This is a genomic window from Campylobacter novaezeelandiae, from assembly GCF_018968685.1.
Taxonomy (GTDB): Bacteria; Campylobacterota; Campylobacteria; order Campylobacterales; family Campylobacteraceae; genus Campylobacter_D; species Campylobacter_D novaezeelandiae.
The window spans coordinates 659,335-684,320 of record NZ_CP076657.1 but is presented as its reverse complement, the minus strand read 5'-3'; the positions used below and the strand labels follow the sequence as shown (position 1 = coordinate 684,320).

The following is a 24,986-nucleotide window of genomic DNA, read 5'->3' as shown; positions in this document are numbered from 1 at the left end:
TTCAAATTAAACCAATAATTGGCGCAAATAAGATTAATAATTGCGATAAATTCAGCTTATTTTTTGATTTAATGGATATAATACTAGTTTTATTTTATACCAATCAGGAGGTCCAAAATGGCTTTAGATTCGGCTAAGAAAGCAGAAATTATTGCTAAATTTGCTAAGAAGTCAGGTGATACTGGCTCTACAGAAGTTCAAGTTGCGCTTTTAAGTGCTAGAATTTCAGAACTAACTGAACATTTAAAAATCTATAAAAAAGATTTTTCTTCACGCTTAGGTCTTTTAAAACTTGTAGGACAAAGAAAAAGACTTTTATCTTATCTTAAAAGAAAAGATCACAATAGCTATATAAAACTTATCAACGAACTCAAACTTAGAGATAAATAATCATTCATCTAGGGTTTTCTTAAAGCCCTAGGTTTCTTTTAAAACTTTTTTCTCTTCCAAAATATAAGGAATGTCATGAAAACAAAATCCTTAGAAAAACAAATGAAACAAAACCATTTATACAGCTTAATACAAAAAATTAAAAAAACAAATCTAAATTCAAAATTTTCCATTACAAGAAGCATAAATATAAAAACAAATTTAAAAGCAGAAAAACAAATTCAACAAATTGCAATGGAATTAAAACCATGGAGAAAAGGTCCTTTTAAAATTGATAATCTTTTTATAGATTCTGAATGGCAAAGTTTTATAAAATTTAATATTTTAAAACCCTTTATAAAAGAGATCAAAGATAAAGTTGTTGCCGATGTAGGATGCAACAATGGTTATTATATGTTTAAAATGTTAGAATTTAATCCAAAAAAGATCATAGGTTTTGATCCCTCTATAAAATATAAATTACAGTTTGAACTCATCAACGCTTTAGCCAAAACAAATATTAAATATGAGCTCTTAGGAGTTGAAGACTTACCAAATTATAAGCATAAATTTGATGTTATCTTTTGTTTGGGGGTTATTTATCATAGAAGCGATCCAATTAAAATGTTAAAACAACTAAAACAAAGCCTTAATAAAAATGGTGTTGTATTTTTAGATACTATGTTTATTAAAGATAAAAGAGAAATTGCTTTAATTCCTAGAAAAACTTATTCTAGAATATCAAATATTTTTTTTATTCCGTCGATATTGGGTTTAAGAAATTGGTGTGAACGTGCTGGATTTGAAGAATTTGAAATTTTAGCTATTAAAAAAACAACCAAAAGAGAACAAAGAAAAACAGAATGGATTGATTCTTATTCTTTGGAAGATTTTTTAGACCCAGATAACCAAAACTTAACTTATGAAGGTTATGAATCACCTAGAAGAATTTATGTAAAATTAAAGGTTTAATGATGGCAAAAAAAGATAATTTTGAAGAATACGCTCAACTAGAAGAATACGCATCTCAAGAAGATATATCGCGTATAAAATCAGAACTTGTAACATGCCCTGATTTAAATAATTCTCTTTCTGGAACTATTATTGAACTTTCAAAAAATTATGCTAAATCTATTTTAATAACTTCTCCAGAAATGATAGTAGATGATCAAGGGCTTATCTTTGATGCATTTATTTTTTCTGCAGCAAATTATGTTGCACAAGCTGCCATAAATAAAGAATATTCTGTTTTAATAGGATCAAAATGTTTTTTCTATGCCCCATTAAAACTAGGAGATGTTTTAGAACTTGAGGCTCATGCTTTATTTGATGACTCTTCTAAAAAAAGAGAAGTTAAAATTATAGGACACGTAAGCGAGATTAAAATTTTTGAAGCAAATTTACAAATCGTTACAATGGATGATCATATATTTAAGCTTAAACGACCTATATCAAATACAACAAAACAAGAAGCTCAAACAAATGAAAATGGAGCAAATGCAAATCCAGAAGCAATGGCTGCAACATTAATGGCTTCAATGAGAAAATAATTATTTTGGATTTAAAGGAATATCAACCCAATTATTAGGGCATTCTTTATGATAAATTCCACTTGCATCATAATACTCTTTGCAATCACTATAATATCTATTGGAAATTCCTCTTTCGTTTACAAAACATCCGGAAAATAAAATAAATATAAAAAAATACATATACTTCATAAGTCTTTATCCAAATTAGAATTTATTTTGCTTTCTCCATTTATAAGGCTCTATAGGATTTTGATCTTTCCAAAGACCCAAAGAATTTTTCTGTGCAAATTTTTGATCTTTTATATAAATATCACTATAAAAACTATAGGCCCAAGCATAACCCTTAGAAACCATTATTTGATTAATATCTAAATCATCAAATTTCACAATTGCTAAAATTCTACCATAAAGATCTTCATCTTTATAAATTATTTTTACTTTTTTATCCTTAATTATCGAGCTAAGATAATTTTTAGCTTCTGTTCCAAATTTTTGCTTAAGCTCTGGAGCATCAATTGCAAAAAATCTTATTTTATATTTACTTCCACTTGAATTTAAAACTTCTATAGTATCACCATCTATAACTTTTATAACCTTTGCATCAAAAGATTTTGTTTGGGCTATAAAACTCTCTATAAAAATTAACACAAATATCAAAATTAAAAAAGAAAAAAATTTTTTAGGATCACTTAAAATTTTTCTAAAATTCAATATTTTTCCAATATTTAATCTCATTTTAATTCCAAAAACTAAAAATTATGTATAATTTTATCTAATAAAAGGAGTTAGAATGCAAAATGTCATACAAAATTTTAAAAAATTATGTGAAATACCACATTGCAGTTATGAAACAGAACAAATGAAAGATTTTTTAAATGCTTATGCTAAAGAGAAAGAATTTGAAGTAAATATTGATTTAGCTGGAAATATTCATTGTATTAAAGGTAATCCTAAAATTTGTTTACAAAGTCATTATGATATGGTTTGTATGGGAAGCGCCCCAAAAATAGAAGTTTATGAAGAAAATGGATATTTAAAAGCTAAAAATTCATCCCTGGGAGCTGATAATGGCATCGGCATTGCTATAATGCTTGAAGCTATGCAAAAATTTCAAAATTTAGAATGCCTTTTTACTAATAATGAAGAAGTTGGACTTATGGGGGTTAATGATTTAGAGCATAAACTGTGCTCTAAAATGTTATTAAATTTAGATCATGAAAATGAAAATGAAATCATTATAGGCTGTGCTGGTGGAGTAGATATAGATGCTTTTTTAGAATATAACACAAAAGAGTATTTTGGAAAAGTTTATGAATTAAATGCGATTAATTTTAAAGGTGGGCACTCTGGTATTGATATCATTGATAACCCCAAAAGCTCTATAAAAGAAATGGCACGTTTTATCAAAGAAAATAAAGGGAAAATTATAAATTTTGAAGGGGGAGAAAGAGTAAATTCTATACCAAAATATGCAAAAGCTTTAGTATTTTTTGATGATAATATTAAACCTAGTAAATATATTGATTGTAAATTTGTAGGAGAAAAAAAAGAAAAAATATGTTTAGAATCTGATATTTTGCTTGATGCTTTAAATTCTTTTTCTCAAGGAGTTCATAGTTTTAATAAGAAGCTAGATATAGTTCAAACAAGTATTAATTTAGGTATTTTAAAAATGAGTGAAAAAGAAATAAAAATAAATCTTTTTGCAAGATCGAATTTGCTAGAAGATTTAAAACAAATTGAATTTGAAACCCTGACACTTTTTAAAGCCTTTAATTTTAAAACTCACTCTTTTAATTTTTATCCACCTTGGGAAGGAAAGGAAAATGAATTAAGCAATGATTTATTAGAAATATTTAAAAAAGAAAATAAAAATATTAAAATTTCAGCTATACACGCAGGCTTAGAATGTGGTATTATTGAAAAAAAACAAGAACTTTTATGCTGTTCTATAGGGCCAAATATATATAATCCACATTCAACAGATGAAAGATGCGAAATAGCCTCTATTGAAAAAATCTCAAAAATTGTTTTTGAACTTCTAAAAAAATATCAATAATTAAAATATATTTCTTGCATCTTTTGCAAGAAAATATTTTAATATCAACACGCAACTTATAGCACTACATCCTACAAAAATAAAATAAAATTTCAAATAAGTATCAAAAAATAAATCCACTATAAAAGGAGTTACAAAACTTAAAATTGCATAAGAAATATTATAAGCAAAAGAAAGGCCACTAAATTTTAACTCACTTTTAAAAATTTGTGTCATAAATACAGGCGCAAAAGTAACAATTCCTTGAGAAAAACAAGTTATAAAATAAAATAAAACAAAATAATCATTATGCAAAGAAAGCAATAAAGAAGATAGCATAAATATCAAACTAAATATTATGCAAATTTTATAAGATCCATAAAATTTAGCCAAAATTCCTTGCACTAAAGAGCCTATCATTAAAATAAAAATTGCCCAATTTTGAATATAAAGAATTTCTATTTCATTTAAAGGTAAAATTTTATAAAAATATTTTGGCAATATCATTAAAGTAGCAATACCACTAGTTAATACAACACTCATTAAAAAACAAATAAGCATACTAGTTTTATGAGTTTTTAAAGCTTGTTTTAATGGGAATTTTAAAATTTGATTATTTTTCTTTATCTTCTCAAAAATAGGAGTTTCATCAAGATGTTTTCTTAAAAAAAGTGCTAAAAATCCAAAAATAGCACTTATTACAAAAGGTATTCTCCAAGCATAAAGCTCTAATTCCTCTTCATTAAAAGTATTTTTCAAGACAATAACTGTTAAACCACCCAATAATAAACCAAACGTTAAAGTCATAGAAATAAAACCTAAGGCCAAAGGAATTTGCCTGCCTTTAACAAATTCACTTACAAAAATCCAAGAACCGCTTACTTCAGCACCTACAGCTAGACCTTGTAAAATTCTCATAGAAAATAAAATAATAGGCGCTATAATTCCTATATTTTCATAACTAGGTAAAAAAGCAATAACAAAATTAGGTAAAATCATCAAAAGCATGCTAATATAAAAAATTTTTTTTCGTCCTATTTTATCGCCAAAATGTCCAATAAAAATAGCACCTAAAGGACGTATTAAATAAGCAATACCAAATAATAAATAAGAGCTAAATTTTAAAAAATTTTCATCTTGAGGAGGAAAAAATATTTTAATAAAAATATCAAGAAAAAAGACAAATAAAATAAAATCATAGAATTCTAAAATGCCTCCTAAAGAGGCATAAATAATATTTTTTATTTTTTTATTTTTCATTAAAAATTAAATTTTTCCACCTTCTATAACAACATCTTCAGCATTTATATCACTTGAGAAATGATCTTTTAATGTTGCTTCATAATCTTTATGAAAAAATTGCTCATTAGAGAGTTTTATAATTAAGTTATCAAGAAATTCTTTTAATTGTGTATCACCTTTCTTAATTGCTGGTGCTATTACATCGTGATTTCCTAAATCTTTAATAGCCATTTTAAAATCAGGATGATTTTTAACCCATGCAAAAAGCAAAGTATTATCGTGACTTAAAGCATCTCCCCTCTTATCAAGCAAAGCGGCAAAAGTTTCTGTATTTTGATCATATTTTAAAGTTTTAATATCAGGATAATTCTCTGTAAAATATGCATCAGCTGTTGTTCCTTTATTAAGTAATAAAGTTTTATCTTTTAAATCCTCAATTTTAGATATAGTAGAATCTTTAGGAACAACAACTCCAAGAGAAACTTTCATATAAGGTAAAGCAAAATCAACTTGCTCTTCTCTTTGTGGTGTTTTAGTAAAATTTGCTAATATAATATCAACTTTGTTGGATTTTAAAAATTCAACACGATTAGCTGCTTCAACAAGGACAAAATGAACTTTATTTTCATCTCCAAAAAGTTCTTTGGCAATACGTTTAGCAAAATAAATATCATAACCTTGATTCTCACCTTTTTCATCTATATAGCCAAAAGGCGGTTTATCGCCAAAAACCCCTATTCTTACAAAACCATTCTTTTTAATTTGCTCTAAAGAATTTGCATTATTAGAATCAAAACAGGCTGATAAAGCTAATGATGAAAATATCATTAAAAAATACAAAAATACTTTTTTCATAAATAAACCTTTCTCTCTTTATTAATAAAAATAGAAACTTACTATATAAAAAAATATAAATAAAAATAAATTCAATTAATTTTTATTTAAAAGTAGTTCCTCCGTCCACAATAAAAGTATGTCCACTTACCCAACTTGCCTTAGATGAACAAAGAAATAAACAAGCACCAGCTAAATCTTCTGGTTGACCCATACGATTTAAAGGGCTTAGATTAATTGTAGCTTGTTTTACTTCCTCATAGTTTGTAAAAGCTCTTAAAGCATCGGTTTCTATTGGACCACCGCTTACTATATTTACACGTATATTCTTTTCTCCTAATTCAGTAGCAGCATATCTTGCCATAGCTTCTACAGCAGCTTTTGCAGTACCATGTCCTGCATAATTTTCTATATAAACTAAATTTCCAGTTGATGAAATAGAAATAATGCTTCCTCCCCCTACTTTTTCCATTCTTTTAGCAGCTTCTTGTGAGCCAACGACAAAAGCATTTACAGTTGCTGTAAAAATATTATTAATTCCTCTTGGCTTAAGTTTCATAAATTTAGTATATCCACCAACTACTGCACGACCAGAAATAATAGCATTAGAAATGAAAAAATCTATTCTATCAAAATCTTGATCAATTTTCTCAAAAAGCTCTTTATAAGTTTCTGGCTCCAAAATATTAAATTCATAAGCTCTTGCTTTGATATTAAAATTATTCTCTAAATCTTTTACAATGTCTTTAGCTAACTCTGCATTGGAATTATAAGTAAAAGCTATATTTACACCCATTTTTGCAAATTCATATACTATAGCTTTTCCTATACCTCTCGTTCCACCACTAATCACTAAAGTTTTTCCTAAAAATTCATTATTCATTAAAATCCTTTAATACTGTATTTTTTTAATATATTTTCAATCTTTTTAAAATTTTCATCACTTGGAGAGCAAAGAGGCAAACGGAATTCCAAAGAATCTATAAGACCCATAATAAACATTGCTGTTTTAATTGGAATAGGATTACTCTCACAAAATAGCACTTTATTTATACAATAAAGCTCATCATTGATTTCTTTAGCTAAGCTATAATTTCCTTTTAATGCTTCATGAGTTAATAAAGAAATCTTATCTGGCAGCAAATTAGAACTTACAGAGATAACCCCTTTACCTCCATTAGCAAGAATAGGATAATTAATAACATCATCGCCGCTTATTAAAATAATATCTGGTTCCTTAGCTAGCAAATCAACGCATTTTTCGATATTTCCACTTGCTTCCTTAATGCCAAAAATATTTTTACAATCTCTAAAAAGATCTATTATAGTATCTGTTGCGATTTCACAACCTGTTCTACTTGGAACATTATACAATAATATAGGAATTTCTATACTATCTGCTATACTTTTATAATGTTCATAAAGTCCCTTTTGGGTTGGTTTATTATAATAAGGTGTAACGCTTAAAATACCATCAGCCCCGCACTCTTGTGCAAATTTAGCTAAATCTATGGCTTCATGAGTGGCATTGCTTCCTGCACCTGCTAAAACTTTAACAGAAGTATTCTTGCAAGTTGCAACAGCAAGTTCTATACAAGTCTTATGCTCATTGTGGGTTAAAGTTGCACTTTCTCCTGTTGTTCCCACTGGAACTAAAACATCTATGCCGTTATTAATTTGCCTTTCAATAAGCTTAATATAATTTTGCTCATCAATTTTACCATTTTTAAAAGGGGTGATTAAAGCAGTCATGGCTCCAATTAAATTCATTATTTTTTCCTTAAAATTACCGTAGTGGAATTATTATCATTAAAATATTTTTTAGCACATTTTACCAAATCTTTAATAGTTAAATTTTCAATATCTTTTTCATAGCTTAACAATGGTTTTAAATCTCCTTTTGCCAAATAAGAACCAAAAAGATTTGAAACATCACTTGCACTACTAAGTGAAAATATAAAATCACTCTTAGTATTGTTTTTTATTTTTTCTAAATCTTTGATTGAAATCTGCTCATTCTTAATACTGTAAATAATTTTCCATAATTCTTTTTCGACCTGTTCAGCTTTAACATTTAAATTACAATTACAAATAAAAATAAATAAATTTTCATCAATAGCATCATTAACAAAAGCGTAGTAATCATTAATTAAATTTAACTTATCAACAAGAATTTCATTCATTAAAGAGCTTTTTCCATTTCCTAAAAGTTCAGCTAAAGCATTAAGAGCTGGAATGTCTTTGTGTTTAAAATTAGGAATTTTAAAACCTAAAGCAAGAATTTGTGTTTGAGAATTTCTTCTGAGTATTACTCTTTTAGAACCATCTTGTTTTGGTTCTTTCATATAAACTTTTGGAATAATTTTTGTATTTTTTATATTTTCAAAATATTTTTTAGCACCATTAAAAACCTCTTCGCTCTCAATATCACCACTTACAAGTAAAATAGCGTTTTTGGGCTGATAGTAAGTCTTATGAAATTCCTTAATATCCTCTATTGTCCAATTTTCAATATCCCTTAAAAAACCAATAGGAGTCCAATGATAAGGATGATAAATGAAAGCATGATTAAAAAGTCGAAAATACAAGTATCCTAAAGGATTATTATCTGTTCTCCATCTGCGTTCTTCTAAAACAACTTTTCTTTCGGGTTGAAATTCTTCATCTTTTAAGGTTAAATTTTGCATTAATTCTGCGAAAAGCTCCAAAGCTTTATTTAAATTTTTCTTAGCACATTTGATATAATAATGTGTATAGTCAAAACCTGTACTAGCATTATCTACTCCACCAAAACCTTTAATAATTTCATCAAATTCTCCAGCTTTTAAATTTTTAGTACTTTTAAAATTTAAATGCTCAAGCATATGAGCAATGCCACTTTTACCCATAACTTCATTTCTAGAACCTACCTTATAAAAGATATCAACGCTAATAACTTCGCTATTTTTATTAACAGGTAGTGCATAAACTTCAAGTTTATTTTTTAAACTTATATTTTTAAATTCAATCATTTAATATTTACTCCAACCGCTTCACTAATATGCATAAATCCATCTTCTCTTAATAAAGTAAGTAACTCTTGATTGATATTTCTAACAAGAGCTGGCCCCTTATAAATAAGTGCTGTAAAAATTTGGATTAAATTGGCACCATTTTTAATACGCTCATAAGCTTCTTTACCGCTATCAATTCCTCCACAAGAAATTAAAATAGTATGAGAAAAAAGTTCTTTAGCTAATTCTTTAAAAAATTTACCATTCTTTTCTTGTATGAGCTTACCGCTAATTCCTCCAAAAGTTCTTCCATTATCTAGCAAAGAATAATCAGTGCTCGTATTAGCAATCACAAAACCACTAGCACCATTTTCTATGGCTTTTTGACATAAATCAATAGCTAAAGATATATCCAGATCTGGAGCTATTTTAATTAAAATTGGTTTTTGGGTAATCTTTTTTGCCTCACTTAATAAATCATTTAAAAAAGTATGATTTTGTAAAGATCTTAAATTTTTAGTATTAGGTGAAGAAATATTGATAATAAAATAATCACATAAATCTTTAAATTCCCTTAAAAGGATAAAATAATCTTCTAGTGCATTTTCGCTATTTTTATTTTTTCCTATATTAGCGCCTAGAGGTAATACAAAAGGATAAATTTTAACTAAATTTGAACGAATCTCTTTAGCACCCTTATTATTAAATCCCATAGCATTTTGTATGCTTTCTTGTTTTACTAATCGAAATACCCTTGGTTTTTCATTGCCTTCTTGTGCTTTTGGAGTAAAAGTTCCAAATTCCAAAAAACCAAATCCTAAAGCACTTAAAGGTCTTATCATGGTAGCATTTTTATCAAAACCTCCTGCCAAGCCGATAGGATTATCAAAATAAAGTCCTAAAAGATTTTGCCTTAAGCTCTCATCTTGTATTATAAAACGATGAGCCAAAAAACTAAGTGCACCCGGAAAAATAACATTCAGACTTCTTAAAGAATACTCAACTAAACTATGAGCTGATTCTGGATCCATTTTAAAAATTAAAGGCGTTATACGTTCATAAATCATTTTTATCCTTAAAAATTTTAACTTAAATTTTAACTAAATTAAAATAAAGTTAAGCTTTGATTTTGTGCTCTTTATTTTTAAATTTCTGATAAAGGTGACAATTTTGCATTAATTCTTGATCGGTTCCAATTGCTAAAACCTTTCCTTTATCTATCACTGCGATTTTATCAGCATTTTCTATAGTGCTAAGTCTATGAGCAATCATAATAATAAGCCTATCTTTTTTTAAGCTTTCTATAGTATTAATAATAACTTTTTCACTTTCATTATCTAAAGCTGAAGTAGCCTCATCAAAAATTAGCATATCAGGATTCTTATATAAAGCTCTAGCAATAGCAATTCTTTGCTTTTGTCCTCCACTTAGATTCTTTCCGTTTTCATAAAGCTTTGAATGAATTCCTCCCATTTGCATACTAAATTCATAAGCATTAGCTAGTTTTAAAACCTCAATCACTTTATTTTCATTAAATTCTTCATTATATGCAACATTTTGAGCAATGGTATCGTTAAAAATATAAATATCTTGAGTCACTAAAGATATTTTAGATCTTAAAGATTGTAAGGAAAAATCGTCTATAGAATGATTATTGATAAAAATATCACCCGAATTTCTTCTAAAAAAATGAAGAATTAAACCCACAATGGAAGATTTCCCACCGCCACTAGGACCGACAAAAGCCAAAATCTCCCCTTTTTTTAAATAAAAATCAAGTCCTTTTAAAATTTCCTTTCCGCTTTCATATGAGAAATGAACATTTTTAAATAAAAGATCTGAAATATTTTCAAGTCTTTTATCTCCACCCTTAATTTCAGGTTTTAAATCTAAAAGATAAAAAGTTCTTTCACTTGCAACAATGGTAGTTTGCAACATACCATATAAATAAGATAATCTTTTTATTGGAGCATAAATCATAAAAAGTGCTGTAATAAAGCTGAAAAATGTTCCCACACTCATATTTCCATGTATAACCTCTCTTCCTCCAACTATGATAACTATAGATACTCCAAAAGAGCCTATAATCTCCATAATAGGACTTGTCAAAGAAGTTACACGAACACTTTTTAAAATAACCTTACTTAATTCATCATTTTCTTTAGAAAATCTTAGTTTTTCTTTATTTTCGGCATTATTAACTTTAATAATTTCTATATTAGAGAAAATTTCACTCAAACGAGATAAAAGATCTGAATTTTTTTCTTGAGTTATTTTTGCATATTTTTTAAGCTTCCTAGCAAACCAAACAAGCGGAAAAATGGCTACTGGTAAGACAATTAAAGCAAAAAAAGCTAAGGTTGGACTTTGATAAATCACAACGCTTAAAAGTCCAATAGCAGTAATTAATTCTCTTAAAAAATCAGGAATAATATTAGCCACTATACTTTGCAAAGCATTAATATCGTTAGTGCAACGACTAATTAATTCCCCTTTTCTATAACGTTTAAAAAACATCATATCAAGTCTTAAAAGATTTTCAAGCACTCTAGATCTTAATATCCTTAATATATCAATCCCAATAAAGCTTGTATAATAGCTTTGCAAATAAGCTCCTAAATTTTTAAGAAAATAAACTATAAAAATAAAAAAAGGAGTTATATATAATAAATTAAGACTTTTATTTATAAAAATATCATCTAAAATAGGTTTAATAACATAAGCACTTGCAGCAGTGCCCAAAGAGGCAAAAAGCATACCCATAATAGCAAATAAAAAATATTTCCAATACTGTTTATAAAAAGGCTTAAAGCGTATTAAGACATCAATTAAGGTCATTTTTTTCTGCATTATTTTTTTCCCATAAGGTTCCATTTTGAGTATCCATTAAAATGATATTATGTTTAAGTAAATTGGCACGAATTTCATCTGCCTTGACAAAATCCTTATTTTTTTTAGCTTCATTTCTTAAAAAAATTTGCTCTTCTATAAATTTTCTTTCTTCTAAGCTTACCCCAAATTGAAAATATTCACTAGGATCTAAAAAACCAAAACCAAAAATCAAGCAAAGCTCTTTAAGACTCCTAGAAAGTTCTTGTTTAAAAACTTTATTCTTGCCATCTTTATCAAGCTTTAAATTTACATTGACAATAAATTCATCAAGCAAAGATAAAGCTTTTGAAATATTTAAATCATCTTCTAAAACAAATAAAATTTCTTGACTTATTTTGCTTTGAAATTTTTCATTTTCAAATTTATTATCACATTTTTGAAGTGCTATTCTTTTTTTAAGTCTATAAAATTTATCAAGTCTTTTTTTACTCATTTGCAAATCTTCTAAAGAATAATTAAAATGAGCTCTATAATGGGTGCTTAAAAGATAAATTCTAAGAACTTCCGCAGGGAATAATTTTAAAGCATCTTTGATAAAAAAACTATTATTAAGGCTTTTGCTCATTTTTTCATTATTTATTTTTACAAAACCATTATGAAGCCAATAATTGCAAATTTCATAATTATAAGCACAACGACATTGGGTTGCCTCATTTTCATGATGTGGAAACAATAAATCAATTCCTCCAGCATGTATATCAAGTTTATCTTCAAAAATGCTTTGTATCATAGCTATACATTCGCTATGCCAACCTGGCCTTCCTTTACCAAAAGGACTATCGTAGAATTTTTCATCAAACTTCCATAAAACAAAATCACTTTCATTTTTTTTACAAACTTCATTTTCTAAACGACTTTGATTTTGAAAAATATCTCTTTTTGAAAGACTAAAATATTTCTCGTCCTTACTTGTATCAAAATATACCCCATCTTCTAAAATATAAGCATAATTTTCATTATAAAGTTTTTGAATAAGTTTTATCATATCTTTTATAAAATGAGTAGCTCTTGGCTTATGATCTGGTTCTAATACATTCAATGCTCTCATATCTTCTTCATAACTTTTGATATAAAATTCACTCAATTGTTCCAAACTTTGATTTTTCTCTTGCATTTTTTTTAAAATCTTATCATCAATATCAGTATAATTTCTCACAAAGCAAAGATTATAACCTTTAGCTTTAAAAACTCTTATTAAAAGATCAAAACATACACTACTTCTAGCGTGTCCTAAATGAGCATCATCATAAGTTGTAGGACCACAAAGATAAATATTTACTTTTCCTTTCTCTTTTGGAATAAATTCTTTTTTTTCTTTTGAAATACTATCTACTAATTTCATTATATTATTCCTTTTATAAACTCAAATATATATACAAAAACAAAAATTATATTAGTTTTAAATTCTAATAATAAAATAACAACCAATACAAATATTGCAAAAAATAAAATACAAAACCTCCAAGAAATTAAAGAAAAAAATTTCTTAAATCCAAACTCTTTAATATTAGCCAAAAGCAAATAAAATGCACTGATAGAAGAAGAAAGTGCAACGGCTAATATTTTATTTTTCTCATCTTGAATAAATAAAATAAAAACTATAGAACATAAAGCGCTTAAAATCAAAGCCTTAAAAGCTATAAAAGCAGCTGTTTTTTGTTTAAATTTAGCATAAAGCCATAAAGATAATATTTTTTGCAAACCAAAAGGCAAAAGTCCTAAAAGATATGCTATTAAAACATAAGCTGTTATTAGAGCATCTTCATTGGAAAAATTTCCTCGTTCAAAAAGTATTTTAGTAATTTCTTTGGCAAAAATTATACCAATCATAGAAGAAAAAATAAGTAAAATACTCAAAAAAGCCAAAGCTTTTTTCATAAATTCTAAAGCCAATTCTTCTTGATTGCTTTTTAAATATTTTAAAATTTTAGGAAAAGCAACTTGCGTTAAAGCTATGGCAAAAAGAGCTAAGGGAAGTTGAAAAATACGATTTGCATAGTAAAGATAAGAAATGCTTCCAGTAATCAAAAAACTAGCTATAGTTGTATCCAGCAAAGAACTAAATTGTGTAGCAGAAGAACCCAAAATTCCATGAAAAAAATTTCCATAAAAAGATTTTAAATTAGTTTTTGTTTTTCTAAATTTTAAAGAAAGTTTCATAGCTTTCAAAATTCTATTGTTATAAAAAACAATTATATGTAAAATTAATTGTGCTATTCCGCTTAAAACTATAAAATAAGAAAAATAATAAAGCGTTTCATGGGGATTATTTTTATCCACAAAAAAAGCCGCTATAACAATACTAAGATTAAACAAAGAAGATGAAAATGAAGTAATAAAAAATTTTTGCCTATAATTTAATAAAGCTGCTATAAAAGTAACAATAAAAATAAAAAATAAATACCAAAAATTAATAGCCACTAAAGGAGAAGCAAGCTTTATGGTTTCTTCATCAAAACCAAAAGCAAAAATTTTTGTAAAAAATGAAGAAAAAAAACTGACTAAAAGACAAAATAAAAATACAATAATACTAAATTGATAAAGCACACCTACACAAAAGGCTCCCTTTTTTTTCACTTTGATAAAATTGGGCAAAAAAGATTGGTTAAATGCACCCTCAGCAAAAATTCTCCTAAAAAAAGCAGGCATTTTGAGTGCTACAAAAAAAATATCACTATAAAGTCCCGCTCCTAAAAATAAAGCAATTAAAATATCTCTTATTAAACCTAAAACTCTAGAAAATAAAATTCCTAAAGCATTAATAATAAAATTTTTAAATACTAAATTTTTCATAATATTACAAAACCAAGACTTTTAATAATTTTTCAAAATAAATATTTTAACCAAAATTGATTAAAAATTTACTATAATATATCTTTTCAATGAAAATTAGTGGAGAGCAACTTGTTAGAGAATGAAAAAATTATTTCTTATACCTCAAACCCCTACCAAGAATTACTAGCAGTCGCTTCACGAACAAATATAGATGTTAATGAACTTGATTACCACCTTCTCGCATTTTCAACTTGGTATCGCTTTGGAGATGAGGAATGGAAAAAAATTAGCGAAAAAGAATTAAATATTTTTGAGCAAGATGAGTTTTTTTTAAAAAATAATTTACAAGTTAAACAAGAGTATAAGATAGAAATCATTCATAACGCCAACAATAATGTCGCCAATGCTATTAAATTGATTGCAAATAAAAATTTGACCAAACTCATAGCAGAAATTGAACTTCAAAAAATAACCTATCATGAAAAAATAGCACTAGAACTACTTCAAAATATTTATAAAAAAATGATTAAACTTAAATTTTTAATTGGTATTCGCATTTTCGATTTTAAAAAACAACTTATTGAAACTGCTTCCAAAATCAAATCTTCTTCATCTAATTTTACCCAAGTCACCATTGCAAAAGGAATTTCGCCTATGCAAGCTCAAGATGAAGTATTGATTTTTAACTACAAAGAAAAGACTAAAAATTATACTCAAGATGAAAAAAGATCAGGTATTATTACGGTTGATGAAAATGAAGTGATTCTTACTCATATCAAAGCACGAAATGGAAAAGAAGGAAGAGATTTAAATTTGCATTTTTTAAAAGTGCTTGATCCTGTGCAAAATAAATTTAATATTTCTCATACAAATGTCATAGAAGCAAAAGAAAAAGAAGATCGCATAGAATATATAGCGCAAAAAAAAGGATTTGTTATTGAATATGGGAATAAATATGACATCCAAAATACTTTAGATTTTAGAGAATTAGATTTTAAAAAAATAGGGACTATTAAAGCCGGACTTGATAAAGGAGTGGTTATTAATGTTAAATTCCCATCAGACATTCATGATGCTATTAATTCAGGGATTAAAATAGAATGCCAAGAATTAAATGTCGAAGGAAATATTGCTGCTAATACCTACTTAAATGCAATAAAAATTAATATTAAAGGAATTACACATAGCAAAAGCAAAATCAATGCTGAAGAAGTTTATGTTAAAACACATAGAGGTCATATTGATGCCAAAGAAGTAAACATTGATCTTTTAGAAGGCGGAAAAGTTAAAGCAGAAATTGTAAAAATCAAAAAAAGCTTAGGCGGAATTATAGAAGCTGATAAAATTTACATAGAAGAAGTTCTAACAAATAATGTTTTCACTTTTTATCAAAATATAGTTCTAGAAAAATGTCAAGGAGACAACAATAAATTTAATGCAAAAATAAAAAGTTTGGATAGAAACTATACTGAAGAACTTTCTATAAACAAAAATCAAATTTTACAAGCTGATCAAAAAATCGATCTTCTAAAACGAAGTATTAATTCAAGTCAACAAGAAGTATATGCTTTGAAAAAAAAGGTGCTTGAACTTAAAAACTCAAATCAAACTGTCCCTTTGCAATATGAAAAGATTATCAAAGATTTTGATCTTTATAATCAAGAATTTATAAAATGGCAAAATCAAAAAAATAAATTAGAATACGACAAAAATCAAATTTTACAAGATTTAGATAATTTACAAAATGAACTTTTAAAAGCAAAACTTATTAATAAAAGTGGAAAATGGAGCAATATGAATGAAATTAAATTCGAATTTTTAAATCCAAGAGAAACATTTTTTTATGCAATTGAAGAACAAGAAGAAACACGAAGTATAGGGATTATAAAAAATTCCATAGATGATAAAGAAACAATTATAGAAATTGATAGAAAACTAGATTATGATGAAAAGGATATACAATGGTTGTTGGCATCGAAGGGATAATTACAAAAAAAGAACCTACTTTTATCATAGTAAAATGTATCAATGGTTTAAGCTATGGCGTATTTATTTCATTATTTTGTTCGGCAAAAGTTGAACTTGGACAAAAATACGAATTTTTAATCACTCAGATCATCAAAGAAGATTCTAATAAATTCTATGGTTTTTTAGACAAAGAAGAACAAAAAATTTTTGAAATGCTTTTAAAAGTAAATGGCATTGGTGCTAATACAGCAATGACCATATGTTCAAGCCTTGATGTAAATTCATTTTATAAAGCTTTAAGCCTTAATGATGAAAATGTTTTTAAAAAAGTACCAGGAATAGGACCAAAAAGCGCCAAACGTATACTTATAGAACTTAGTGATGCTAAAACTCATCTAGAACAAATTAGTGATGATAAGTCGCAAGCTTTAGCTGCTTTAATTTCTCTTGGTTTTAAACAAGAAAAAATCATTAAAGTTTTATCAAATTGCACATCAAATAATACAAGTGACTTAATTAAAGAAGCGCTTAAAAAATTAAGCTGAAGGAGAAAATAATGAATTACGCTATCATTTTTGGTGGAAATTCTTATGAACATGAAATTAGTATTGTCAGTGCGGTGGTTTTAAAAAAAATCTTAAAAGAAGTCATTTTTATATTTTGCGATTCAGAAAGAAATTTCTATCTTATTCCAAGTGAAAAAATGAATTCTAAAACCTTTTGCAAGGCTTTATATAAAAAAGAAAAACAAATTTTTCTCAAAAATGCAGGTTTTTATCAAAAAAATCTATTTAATGAAAAAAAAATAGAATTTGACTGTGCTATCAATCTTATACATGGAAAAGATGGAGAAGATGGAAAAATAGCAGCTCTATTTGATTTTTATAAAATTAATTATATAGGTGCAAGATTAGAAGCTAGTGTTTTATCATACAACAAAGAATTAACTAAACTTTATGCACAAAAAGTTGGAGTTAAAACTCTGCCTTATTTTATGATTAAAAAATATGATAATCAAAAACAAGATATTGAATTTCCTGTCATTTTAAAACCAGCAAGACTTGGAAGTAGCATAGGAATAAGTGTTGCAAAAAATGAAAAAGAATTTGAGTATGCTAAAGATGTAGCTTTTGAATTTGATGATGAAATTTTAGTAGAAAGTTTTAAAAACAATATCAAAGAATACAACCTAGCAGGTTGCATGATAGATGATGAGTTTATTTTTTCTATCATAGAAGAACCAAACAAGCAAGAATACTTAGATTTTAAACAAAAATACCTTAGCTTCTCTTCTCATACAACAATTAAAGAAGCACCATTAGAAGAAAGGCTTAAAGAAAAGCTTAAAGAAAATTTTAAGAAAATTTATAATCCTCTTTTCAAAGGAGCGTTAATTCGTTGTGATTTTTTTATTATTAATGATGAAGTTTACCTCAACGAAATAAATCCAAATCCAGGATCTTTAGCTAATTATCTTTTTGACAACTTTACAGAAGTTTTGCAAAAATTAGCACAAAATTGCAAAAATGAAAAATCACTTCAAATTGAATATAAATTTTTAAATTCCATCAACGGACAAAAAGGTAAATTATAATTTTTAAGACAAAATATGTTAAATTTTACATAAAATTTAACATATTTTAGGAATACATATGCTTTCTTTTAAAAAAGATGAAATTTATACTGCTACAGAAGTTGTAAGAAATTTCAGCCCCATTATAGACAAACTAAAAAAAAGCAAATCAGGAAAAATAGTCATTTTAAAAAATAATAAATTTGAAGCAGTTATGCTTAATATCGAAGAATATGAACGTTTGCAAAATGCTTTAGAACTTTTAGAAAAAATCTATACAGACCAAAAGGCTTAAAAATGGCATTAACTAGCATAACATTTAAAGAGAAAAAATACGAGCTCTCTTACGAACTTATTAATCAAGATAAAAAACTTAAGATTTTAATTCTTCATGGTTGGGGGGCCAATAAAGAACTTATGAAACAAGCTTTTGAAAAAAAACTAGATTCTTTTTGTCAAATTTATTTAGATTTACCTGGTTTTGGAAAATCTAGCATAGAAGAGGCTCTAAATTCTTACGATTATGCTTTAATTATCAAAGAATTTCTAATCCAAAAAAAACTAGATATTGATATTTTTTTAGGGCACTCTTTTGGAGGAAAATTAAGCACCCTGCTTTGTCAAGAAAATCAAATATTAATACTACTCTCAAGCGCTGGAATAGTTCCTAAAAAATCCCTAAAAATAAAAACAAAAATCTATATTTTTAAATTTTTTAAATCTTTAGGTTTAAATTCTTTTTATAAATTTTTTGCTAGTAAAGATGTAGCTCATATGGATAGTTTGATGTATGAAACTTTTAAAAAAGTTGTAGATGAAAATTATGAAGCCATTTTTAAAAATCAAAAAGCTAAAACATTGATTTTTTGGGGCAATGATGATAAAGACACTCCTTTAAAAAGTGGAGAACTTATCCACTCTCTCATAAAAAATAGCAAATTTTACCCTTTAGATGGAGATCATTTTTTCTTTTTACAACACTCTGATTTTATTGCTAAAAAAATAAAAGGGATTAACAATGCTTAATATAATTTACTATCTTAATACTTTAATTTTTAATTTTTGCATTGCTTTTTATCTTATTAGTGCTTTACAATGGTATTCTTATAAATTAAAACGCATTGTATTTCATTATCATAAGCCTTTATGGCATTTATATTTTTTGTTTTTGCCTTATTTTTTATTTTTAGCTTTTCCGCTTTATTCTTTATTTTATTTCATAGTTCATATTATTATCCTATATTTTTGGAATAAAAAAATAGACAAAAAACTTGTTTTTACTCAAAAAGTTAAAATATTTTTTATCCTTGTATTTATTTTTAATGCTTTATTTGCTTTACTATCTTTTCATCTATCATTTTTATTCAATCTTTTAAGCTTGCCTTGTGCCCTAATTGGCTTAAAAATTTATGATTTTTTCGGGGTAAAATATTTTTATTCTCAAGCAAAGAAAAAAATTGAAAACAATAAAAAACTTACCATAATACTTATTACAGCAAGTTTTGGAAAAACAAGTATTAAAAATTTTCTTTATACTTTATTAAAAGATGATTTTAAAGTATACAAAACCCCAAAAAGTGTCAATACTTTTATGGGTATAATACGCGATATTAATGAAAATCTTAATGAAACATTTGATATTTATATAGCAGAAGCAGGCGCTAGAAATCAAGGAGATATACAAGAAATTACCAAACTTTTAGAGCCACAAATTTGCATTATAGGAGAAATTGGAAATGCTCATTTAGAATATTTTAAAAATATAGAAAACACAAGAAAAACAAAACTAGAAGCTTTAAATTCTAAAAAACTTAAAAAAGCATTTTTACACACAAGCACTCAAAAAAGCGAAAATGAACTTATAAGCCTTTATGATCAAAAAATTTTAAAAGTCGATGCCTCTTTAGAAGGAATAAATTTTGATCTTTTATTAAATAATGAAAAACACTCTTTTAAAAGTATTATACTAGGCTCTTTTAATGCTCAAAATCTTTGCGCTTGCATACTTTGTGCTAATTTTTTAGGACTTAGCCTAGAAAAAATTAAGACACAAATTCTTAAAATAAAACCAGTTAAACATCGCTTGGAAGTACTCTCAAAAAAGCCTAAATTTATTATAGATGATGGATTTAATGGAAATTTTAAAGGAATGAGCGAAAGTTATAGACTTTGCAAGACATATAAAGGTCGTAAAATTTTAATAACACCTGGTATTATTGAAGTAGATAAAGAAGAAAATATAAAACTTGCAAAAATAATTAATGAATGTTTTGATTTAGTTATAATTAGTGCTAAAATAAATCAAGAAATTTTCAAAGATACGCTTACAATTCCAAGTATTTTTTTAAAAGAAAAATCAGAACTTATTGGAATTTTAGCTAAAGAAACAAAAGATAAAGACTTAATACTTTTTTCCAATGATGCGCCAAGTTATTTATAAGGATAAATATGGAAATTTTTTATAAAAATATCAATACTCTTAATAACCCCACTTTAAAAGAGAAACTCCTTAAGCTTAAAGAAGATGCTCATTTTAAAAATGAATTTTATATTTCACAAGGAAAGGATAATTTAGATATTAATCTTTATAATACAACGGGGGGGGGTATATATAAAAATCCTTTAGAAGAATTAAAAGAAAAATTAGAACTTTATAATCATAAATATTATCTATACCCTGTGCTTTATTTTTATGGCTTTGGAAATGGAATTTTATACAAAATTCTTTTACAAAATAAAAATCATCAAAAAATTGTTATTTTTGAACCTAATATCTCCCTACTCTTTGCTTTATTTAATGCTATCGATTTTTCTAAAGAGCTTTCTGGTTTAACCATACTCGATCCTTGCGAAAAAAATTTTTTTTATGATCTTTCACTCCTTAGTCAAACAGAGCCTTATTTTAAATTTCTAAGAGTATATTTTTTAGACATTCATTCTGAATTTTATGAACAAAATTATCAAGAAAATATTTTAAAAATAAACAAAAAATTTACAGGATTAATTAAAGATATATTTATGAAACAAGGAAATGATCCAGAAGATGGCTTAATTGGAATCAAACACAATCTCAAACATCTTTCTTCTATGCTTAGTAATTCCTCTTTATTAGATCTTATAAAAGCAAGAAAAGATAAAATGCAAAACGCCATTATAGTTTCAACAGGCCCTTCTCTCATAAAACAACTACCTTTGCTTAAAAAATATGCTTCTAAAGCTTCTATTTTTTGTGCTGATAGTTCTTATACAATTTTAGCAAAGCATGGTATTAAACCAGATTATGTTCTATCCACAGAAAGAGTTCTTGCAACTTCTAAATTTTTTGATAATGATTTTAAAGAATTTGATCAAGGAATTTTATTTATATTAAGCACACTTACTCATCCACAAACTCTAAATTTTATCCAAAGCAATCCTTATAGAAAATATATTTTAACTCCAAAAGATATGTTTTTTAACAATTTTCAATTTAAACAAATTTTAAGTCTTGGGCAAGGACATAGTGTTGCACATATGTGTTATGATTTAGCTTTGATGTTAAATCATAAAAATATTATTTTAATAGGACAGGATTTAGCTTATAGTAAAGAAGGAAATTCTCATCCTAAAGAGTATTTATATGGAGCTTATGATGAACAAGATCCTAACGATATAAAATTTGAACTTCAAACCACAGCTTATGGTGGAAAAGGTTTAGTCTATACACAAGAAATTTGGAATGTCTTTAGGATAACTTTTGAGAAAAATATAGCTAAAAATTTTCATATTAAAGTATATAACTGCACCGAAGGAGGTGCTAGGATAGAAGGAAGTATAGAACAAAGTTTTAAAACCACTTGCGAGAATTTATTAAAGGATACAAAAAATTTTAAAGAAATACCAACACCTAGTACAGCAAAACAAAATGAATACTTGCTAAAAGCTTACGTTAAGATAAAAGAACTTTTAAAACAATGTAATACTTTCACAGACTATCTAAACAAAGAACTAAAATTGCTTAATAATGATTTTTTAAATCTTAAATTAGAACATGATGAAAACTTATATCAAAAACTTATTCAAAATATCGATGAAGTTAAGCTAAAAATAGATGAGATTAGAAATAATCACTCTAGCATATACATGGCTTTTTACTCCACTATCAATCAATTTGAATTTAATCTAGCAAAAATCTTTGTATTTAATCCAATCAACAAAGAAGAAGTTTTAGCTAAAAAAAATCTATGGATAGAAGATCATTTGTATTTATTTACTCTTATACATTCTCAAATGGAAATTTTGAAAAATTTATTAGAACAAAGCATCAATGACTTAAAAAATGAGTTTACAATAAGAAATCTAGAAAAAAGAATCTTAAAAATTTAATTAAAGATTAAACCTTTTTTGGTTTAATCTTTTTAATTAAAATGGCCAAATAGCTTCTATAACTTTACTTCCCCAAGGTTTTCTTGTACTTCTATCTACTTCGCCTTCGGTTTTATAAAGAATTTTAGCATCAGCTATATAGCGACTGTCTATGGTATTATCTTGACCTATATCATAAGGACGTATAACTCCGCTAAGTTGTATAATTTGCTTTTCTCCATTTATCAATAATTCTCTTGAACCTTCTATAAAATAATTACCATTAGATAAAATTTTAATCACCCTTGTCGAAATAGTTGTATTAAAGCTTTCATTGCGACTTTGCGATCCTGTTCCTTGATAATTATTTGTACTATTAGTTTGAAAACCTATATTAGAGTAAGCATTAACTTTATTAATCGCATTACCAACAATACCAGTTCCACCTGTTAAAGTCCCTCCACCTAAATTTGCCGTATTGGTTCTACTAGTTGATTTATTAGCTTGTGTACTTTGCGTTGTGCTTTCTTGTATCACAACAGTTACAAGATCATTAACATTCATAGCTTTTTTATCAGAAAACAAAGGATTATCACCCTTGCCAAATAAAGAACCTGGAGCACTTTCTATATTGTTACTTTGTTTTGGGGCTAATTCTTCAACATATGCTGGCGGTTTCATAGAAATTTGTGGGTCTACAGTAGCACTACAGCCAAAAAATACAATTGGCAACATATAAATTATTTTCTTTTTCATTATCTGTCCTTTGAATATGAAATTTTCCAAATCAATTTTGATAAAACATTTCTTTCTGCAAAATAAAAGCAAATAAAGTTCCAAAAATAAAAATATTTTTATCGTTTAAATTAACTATTAAGTTAACATTTGTTAAATTAAGACTATTGATTTTAAAAATATAGGAGAAGAAAGATGATTGGAATTTACATCATTGGATCAAAAAATAAAGAATTAAATTCTAAAATTTTTTCACAAATTTTAGAAAAATACTCTAATAAAAAAATAGGAATTTTTTATCCTATTATCAATGAAAACGAAATTAAAGATACACAAGCCTTAATGCAAAAATTTAACATACAACAAGATCTTGATCAAGCTTATGCTTTTGAATTAACAAAAGCTATAGAACAATTTAAAAATGATGAATTTATCTTTTTTAATACTATTTTAGACAAATATGAAACATTAAAAAATAAATATGATATAGTTTTCATAATATCTTTTAATGAATTTGATATTTTGGATACTTTAGACTTAAATGTAAATTTAGCTAAAAATCTTAATACTCCTATTGCAATGATTACGCAAAATAATATACTTGCAAAAAAATATTTAGATCAAGTATTGAAAAATAAAAATTATGCGCTCATAGATGAAAATTCTACTTTAAATGAACTTGATTCTTTAAAGGCTTATGATTTCTTAACTCCTTATCGTTTCAAATATGAACTTATCAAAAAAAATATCAAAAATAAAAAAACTGTAGTGTTACCAGAAAGTGATGATCAAAGAATTTTACAAGCATGTGAAATTTTAATTAAAAATGACTTAGCTAATATTATTTTATTAGGCGATGAAGAACAAATCAAAAAAAATGCTAATTTTGATGTTAGTAAAATTCAAATCCTAAATCCTAAAAATTCTATATTTAATGAAGAGTTTGCTACTATGCTTTATGAAGCAAGAAAAGCTAAAGGTATGAGTCTAGAACAAGCTAAAGAACTAATAAAAGATAGAACTTATTTTGGCACCTTACTTGTTCATAGTCAAAAAGCTGATGCAATGGTAAGCGGGGCTTCTACAACTACAGCTGAAACCATACGCCCTGCTTTGCAAATCATTAAAACAAAAGAAGGAATTAGTTCGGTTTCTGGGATATTTTTTATGGGGCTAAAAGATGAAGTTTTAGCTTTTGCTGATTGCGCCGTAAATCCAAATCCTACCCCTCAAGAATTAGCACAAAGTGCTTACGTCAGTGCTTTAAGCGCTAAAGCATTTGGACTAGATCCAAAGATCGCTTTTCTTTCTTATTCTAGTGGAGATAGCGGAAAAGGTGTGAGTGTTGATTTAGTTAAAGAAGCGGTAAAAATCGCTAAAGAACAATATCCTGATTTAGCTATCGAAGGTCCTATACAATTTGATGCAGCATATGATCTTAGCACAGCAAAAAGCAAGATGCCTCATTCAAAAATAGCAGGATACGCTAATGTTTTCATCTTTCCTGATTTAAATGCTGCTAATATATGCTACAAAGCTGTTCAAAGAACTGCCAATGCTTTAGCTATAGGTCCGCTTTTGCAAGGTCTTAAAAAACCAGTTAATGATTTAAGCAGAGGTTGCTTAGTTGATGATATTGTAGACACAGTAATTTTAAGTGCAGTTCAAGCACAATAATAAATAAAGGAGAA

24 protein-coding genes are annotated in these 24,986 nt (G+C 26.6%); 12 read left to right on the top strand and 12 right to left on the bottom strand.

Annotated features, from left to right (window positions below; translation table 11 throughout):
• Nucleotides 1–117: 117 nt before the first annotated feature.
• From rpsO to CNZW441b_RS03605, 3 genes are all read left to right on the top strand, one after another.
• Complete coding sequence (rpsO, locus tag CNZW441b_RS03615; protein ID WP_131163377.1) at nucleotides 118–390, top strand: 30S ribosomal protein S15; 273 nt, start codon at nucleotides 118–120, stop codon at nucleotides 388–390.
• A gap of 75 nt (nucleotides 391–465) precedes the next feature.
• Nucleotides 466–1,341: a tRNA 5-methoxyuridine(34)/uridine 5-oxyacetic acid(34) synthase CmoB gene (gene cmoB, locus CNZW441b_RS03610; RefSeq protein ID WP_131166124.1), complete on the top strand. Its 876-nt coding sequence runs from the start codon at nucleotides 466–468 to the stop codon at nucleotides 1,339–1,341.
• A gap of 2 nt (nucleotides 1,342–1,343) precedes the next feature.
• On the top strand, nucleotides 1,344–1,919 hold the full coding sequence (locus tag CNZW441b_RS03605) for a hypothetical protein (protein WP_131166125.1): 576 nt from the start codon (nucleotides 1,344–1,346) through the stop codon (nucleotides 1,917–1,919).
• Here CNZW441b_RS03605 and CNZW441b_RS03600 read toward each other — a convergent pair whose 3' ends face one another.
• Together CNZW441b_RS03600 and CNZW441b_RS03595 are read right to left on the bottom strand one after the other, a co-directional pair.
• Nucleotides 1,920–2,090 (bottom strand): hypothetical protein, encoded by a 171-nt coding sequence (locus tag CNZW441b_RS03600; RefSeq protein WP_166683066.1) that lies wholly within the window; start codon nucleotides 2,088–2,090, stop codon nucleotides 1,920–1,922.
• Between the two features lie 15 nt (nucleotides 2,091–2,105).
• Complete coding sequence (locus CNZW441b_RS03595) at nucleotides 2,106–2,636, bottom strand: thermonuclease family protein (protein ID WP_131166126.1); 531 nt, start codon at nucleotides 2,634–2,636, stop codon at nucleotides 2,106–2,108.
• A 55-nt stretch (nucleotides 2,637–2,691) separates the two neighbouring features.
• Here CNZW441b_RS03595 and CNZW441b_RS03590 point away from each other — a divergent pair, with 55 nt between their 5' ends.
• Entirely contained in the window at nucleotides 2,692–3,960 is a 1,269-nt protein-coding gene (locus tag CNZW441b_RS03590; protein WP_131166127.1) for a M20/M25/M40 family metallo-hydrolase, read from the top strand.
• Here CNZW441b_RS03590 and CNZW441b_RS03585 read toward each other — a convergent pair whose 3' ends face one another.
• The 9 genes from CNZW441b_RS03585 to murJ form a co-directional block, all read right to left on the bottom strand.
• A complete protein-coding gene (locus CNZW441b_RS03585; protein WP_131163382.1) occupies nucleotides 3,961–5,199 on the bottom strand; it encodes an MFS transporter in 1,239 nt (412 codons plus the stop codon).
• A gap of 6 nt (nucleotides 5,200–5,205) precedes the next feature.
• Nucleotides 5,206–6,036, bottom strand: coding sequence for a cysteine ABC transporter substrate-binding protein (locus tag CNZW441b_RS03580; protein WP_131163383.1), 831 nt, complete (start codon nucleotides 6,034–6,036; stop codon nucleotides 5,206–5,208).
• A gap of 82 nt (nucleotides 6,037–6,118) precedes the next feature.
• The gene (locus CNZW441b_RS03575; protein ID WP_216681579.1) at nucleotides 6,119–6,898 is read right to left on the bottom strand and encodes an enoyl-ACP reductase; all 780 of its coding nucleotides are present in this window, start codon (nucleotides 6,896–6,898) and stop codon (nucleotides 6,119–6,121) included.
• Nucleotides 6,898–7,785, bottom strand: coding sequence for a 4-hydroxy-tetrahydrodipicolinate synthase (dapA, locus tag CNZW441b_RS03570; protein WP_131163385.1), 888 nt, complete (start codon nucleotides 7,783–7,785; stop codon nucleotides 6,898–6,900). Before dapA ends, CNZW441b_RS03575 begins: the two co-directional genes overlap by 1 nt.
• Nucleotides 7,785–9,026, bottom strand: coding sequence for a M16 family metallopeptidase (locus tag CNZW441b_RS03565; protein ID WP_216681578.1), 1,242 nt, complete (start codon nucleotides 9,024–9,026; stop codon nucleotides 7,785–7,787). The genes dapA and CNZW441b_RS03565 overlap by 1 nt, the downstream gene beginning before the upstream one ends.
• Nucleotides 9,023–10,075 (bottom strand): quinone-dependent dihydroorotate dehydrogenase, encoded by a 1,053-nt coding sequence (locus tag CNZW441b_RS03560; protein ID WP_216681577.1) that lies wholly within the window; start codon nucleotides 10,073–10,075, stop codon nucleotides 9,023–9,025. The genes CNZW441b_RS03565 and CNZW441b_RS03560 overlap by 4 nt, the downstream gene beginning before the upstream one ends.
• A gap of 49 nt (nucleotides 10,076–10,124) precedes the next feature.
• A complete protein-coding gene (locus CNZW441b_RS03555) occupies nucleotides 10,125–11,858 on the bottom strand; it encodes an ABC transporter ATP-binding protein (RefSeq protein WP_216681576.1) in 1,734 nt (577 codons plus the stop codon).
• Entirely contained in the window at nucleotides 11,833–13,242 is a 1,410-nt protein-coding gene (gene cysS / locus CNZW441b_RS03550) for a cysteine--tRNA ligase (RefSeq protein ID WP_131163389.1), read from the bottom strand. The genes CNZW441b_RS03555 and cysS overlap by 26 nt, the downstream gene beginning before the upstream one ends.
• A complete protein-coding gene (gene murJ / locus CNZW441b_RS03545) occupies nucleotides 13,242–14,693 on the bottom strand; it encodes a murein biosynthesis integral membrane protein MurJ (RefSeq protein ID WP_216681575.1) in 1,452 nt (483 codons plus the stop codon). The genes cysS and murJ overlap by 1 nt, the downstream gene beginning before the upstream one ends.
• 111 nt (nucleotides 14,694–14,804) lie before the next feature.
• On the opposite strand from murJ, the gene CNZW441b_RS03540 reads away from it, so the two are divergent.
• The 7 genes from CNZW441b_RS03540 to CNZW441b_RS03510 are packed head-to-tail and all read left to right on the top strand — an operon-like array spanning nucleotide 14,805 to nucleotide 22,581.
• The gene (locus tag CNZW441b_RS03540; RefSeq protein ID WP_216681574.1) at nucleotides 14,805–16,661 is read left to right on the top strand and encodes a flagellar assembly protein A; all 1,857 of its coding nucleotides are present in this window, start codon (nucleotides 14,805–14,807) and stop codon (nucleotides 16,659–16,661) included.
• On the top strand, nucleotides 16,637–17,188 hold the full coding sequence (gene ruvA / locus CNZW441b_RS03535; RefSeq protein WP_131163392.1) for a Holliday junction branch migration protein RuvA: 552 nt from the start codon (nucleotides 16,637–16,639) through the stop codon (nucleotides 17,186–17,188). The genes CNZW441b_RS03540 and ruvA overlap by 25 nt, the downstream gene beginning before the upstream one ends.
• Nucleotides 17,189–17,199: 11 nt before the next feature.
• Nucleotides 17,200–18,237, top strand: coding sequence for a D-alanine--D-alanine ligase (locus CNZW441b_RS03530; protein WP_216681573.1), 1,038 nt, complete (start codon nucleotides 17,200–17,202; stop codon nucleotides 18,235–18,237).
• A 58-nt stretch (nucleotides 18,238–18,295) separates the two neighbouring features.
• Nucleotides 18,296–18,511 carry a type II toxin-antitoxin system Phd/YefM family antitoxin gene (locus tag CNZW441b_RS03525; protein ID WP_131163394.1) on the top strand — a complete coding sequence of 72 codons (216 nt, stop codon included), beginning with the start codon at nucleotides 18,296–18,298 and terminating at the stop codon, nucleotides 18,509–18,511.
• A 2-nt stretch (nucleotides 18,512–18,513) separates the two neighbouring features.
• Nucleotides 18,514–19,242, top strand: a complete 729-nt coding sequence (locus CNZW441b_RS03520) for an alpha/beta fold hydrolase (protein WP_131166136.1) — start codon at nucleotides 18,514–18,516, stop codon at nucleotides 19,240–19,242.
• Nucleotides 19,235–20,656 (top strand): Mur ligase family protein, encoded by a 1,422-nt coding sequence (locus CNZW441b_RS03515; RefSeq protein ID WP_131166137.1) that lies wholly within the window; start codon nucleotides 19,235–19,237, stop codon nucleotides 20,654–20,656. The genes CNZW441b_RS03520 and CNZW441b_RS03515 overlap by 8 nt, the downstream gene beginning before the upstream one ends.
• 8 nt (nucleotides 20,657–20,664) lie before the next feature.
• Nucleotides 20,665–22,581, top strand: coding sequence for a motility associated factor glycosyltransferase family protein (locus CNZW441b_RS03510; RefSeq protein WP_187347513.1), 1,917 nt, complete (start codon nucleotides 20,665–20,667; stop codon nucleotides 22,579–22,581).
• Between the two features lie 36 nt (nucleotides 22,582–22,617).
• On the opposite strand, the gene flgH is transcribed toward CNZW441b_RS03510, so the two are convergent.
• Nucleotides 22,618–23,316, bottom strand: a complete 699-nt coding sequence (gene flgH, locus CNZW441b_RS03505; protein WP_131166140.1) for a flagellar basal body L-ring protein FlgH — start codon at nucleotides 23,314–23,316, stop codon at nucleotides 22,618–22,620.
• 174 nt (nucleotides 23,317–23,490) lie between these two features.
• Here flgH and pta point away from each other — a divergent pair, with 174 nt between their 5' ends.
• Complete coding sequence (pta, locus tag CNZW441b_RS03500) at nucleotides 23,491–24,972, top strand: phosphate acetyltransferase (protein WP_131186368.1); 1,482 nt, start codon at nucleotides 23,491–23,493, stop codon at nucleotides 24,970–24,972.
• Nucleotides 24,973–24,986: the final 14 nt, after the last annotated feature.

Bases quoted from the DNA above. Each gene is read 5' to 3' on its own strand.
- cmoB (WP_131166124.1), top strand. From the start codon at position 466: ATGAAAACAAAATCCTTAGAAAAACAAATGAAACAAAACCATTTATAC.
- CNZW441b_RS03510 (WP_187347513.1), top strand. From the start codon at position 20,665: ATGGAAATTTTTTATAAAAATATCAATACTCTTAATAACCCCACTTTA.
- CNZW441b_RS03575 (WP_216681579.1), bottom strand. From the start codon at position 6,898: ATGAATAATGAATTTTTAGGAAAAACTTTAGTGATTAGTGGTGGAACG.
- CNZW441b_RS03600 (WP_166683066.1), bottom strand. From the start codon at position 2,090: ATGAAGTATATGTATTTTTTTATATTTATTTTATTTTCCGGATGTTTT.
- ruvA (WP_131163392.1), top strand. From the start codon at position 16,637: ATGGTTGTTGGCATCGAAGGGATAATTACAAAAAAAGAACCTACTTTT.
- CNZW441b_RS03530 (WP_216681573.1), top strand. From the start codon at position 17,200: ATGAATTACGCTATCATTTTTGGTGGAAATTCTTATGAACATGAAATT.
- CNZW441b_RS03595 (WP_131166126.1), bottom strand. From the start codon at position 2,636: ATGAGATTAAATATTGGAAAAATATTGAATTTTAGAAAAATTTTAAGT.
- murJ (WP_216681575.1), bottom strand. From the start codon at position 14,693: ATGAAAAATTTAGTATTTAAAAATTTTATTATTAATGCTTTAGGAATT.
- CNZW441b_RS03525 (WP_131163394.1), top strand. From the start codon at position 18,296: ATGCTTTCTTTTAAAAAAGATGAAATTTATACTGCTACAGAAGTTGTA.
- CNZW441b_RS03585 (WP_131163382.1), bottom strand. From the start codon at position 5,199: ATGAAAAATAAAAAAATAAAAAATATTATTTATGCCTCTTTAGGAGGC.
- CNZW441b_RS03520 (WP_131166136.1), top strand. From the start codon at position 18,514: ATGGCATTAACTAGCATAACATTTAAAGAGAAAAAATACGAGCTCTCT.
- CNZW441b_RS03580 (WP_131163383.1), bottom strand. From the start codon at position 6,036: ATGAAAAAAGTATTTTTGTATTTTTTAATGATATTTTCATCATTAGCT.
- dapA (WP_131163385.1), bottom strand. From the start codon at position 7,785: ATGAATTTAATTGGAGCCATGACTGCTTTAATCACCCCTTTTAAAAAT.
- CNZW441b_RS03560 (WP_216681577.1), bottom strand. From the start codon at position 10,075: ATGATTTATGAACGTATAACGCCTTTAATTTTTAAAATGGATCCAGAA.
- CNZW441b_RS03555 (WP_216681576.1), bottom strand. From the start codon at position 11,858: ATGCAGAAAAAAATGACCTTAATTGATGTCTTAATACGCTTTAAGCCT.
- pta (WP_131186368.1), top strand. From the start codon at position 23,491: ATGATTGGAATTTACATCATTGGATCAAAAAATAAAGAATTAAATTCT.
- CNZW441b_RS03515 (WP_131166137.1), top strand. From the start codon at position 19,235: ATGCTTAATATAATTTACTATCTTAATACTTTAATTTTTAATTTTTGC.
- CNZW441b_RS03590 (WP_131166127.1), top strand. From the start codon at position 2,692: ATGCAAAATGTCATACAAAATTTTAAAAAATTATGTGAAATACCACAT.
- CNZW441b_RS03605 (WP_131166125.1), top strand. From the start codon at position 1,344: ATGGCAAAAAAAGATAATTTTGAAGAATACGCTCAACTAGAAGAATAC.
- flgH (WP_131166140.1), bottom strand. From the start codon at position 23,316: ATGAAAAAGAAAATAATTTATATGTTGCCAATTGTATTTTTTGGCTGT.
- CNZW441b_RS03565 (WP_216681578.1), bottom strand. From the start codon at position 9,026: ATGATTGAATTTAAAAATATAAGTTTAAAAAATAAACTTGAAGTTTAT.
- rpsO (WP_131163377.1), top strand. From the start codon at position 118: ATGGCTTTAGATTCGGCTAAGAAAGCAGAAATTATTGCTAAATTTGCT.
- cysS (WP_131163389.1), bottom strand. From the start codon at position 13,242: ATGAAATTAGTAGATAGTATTTCAAAAGAAAAAAAAGAATTTATTCCA.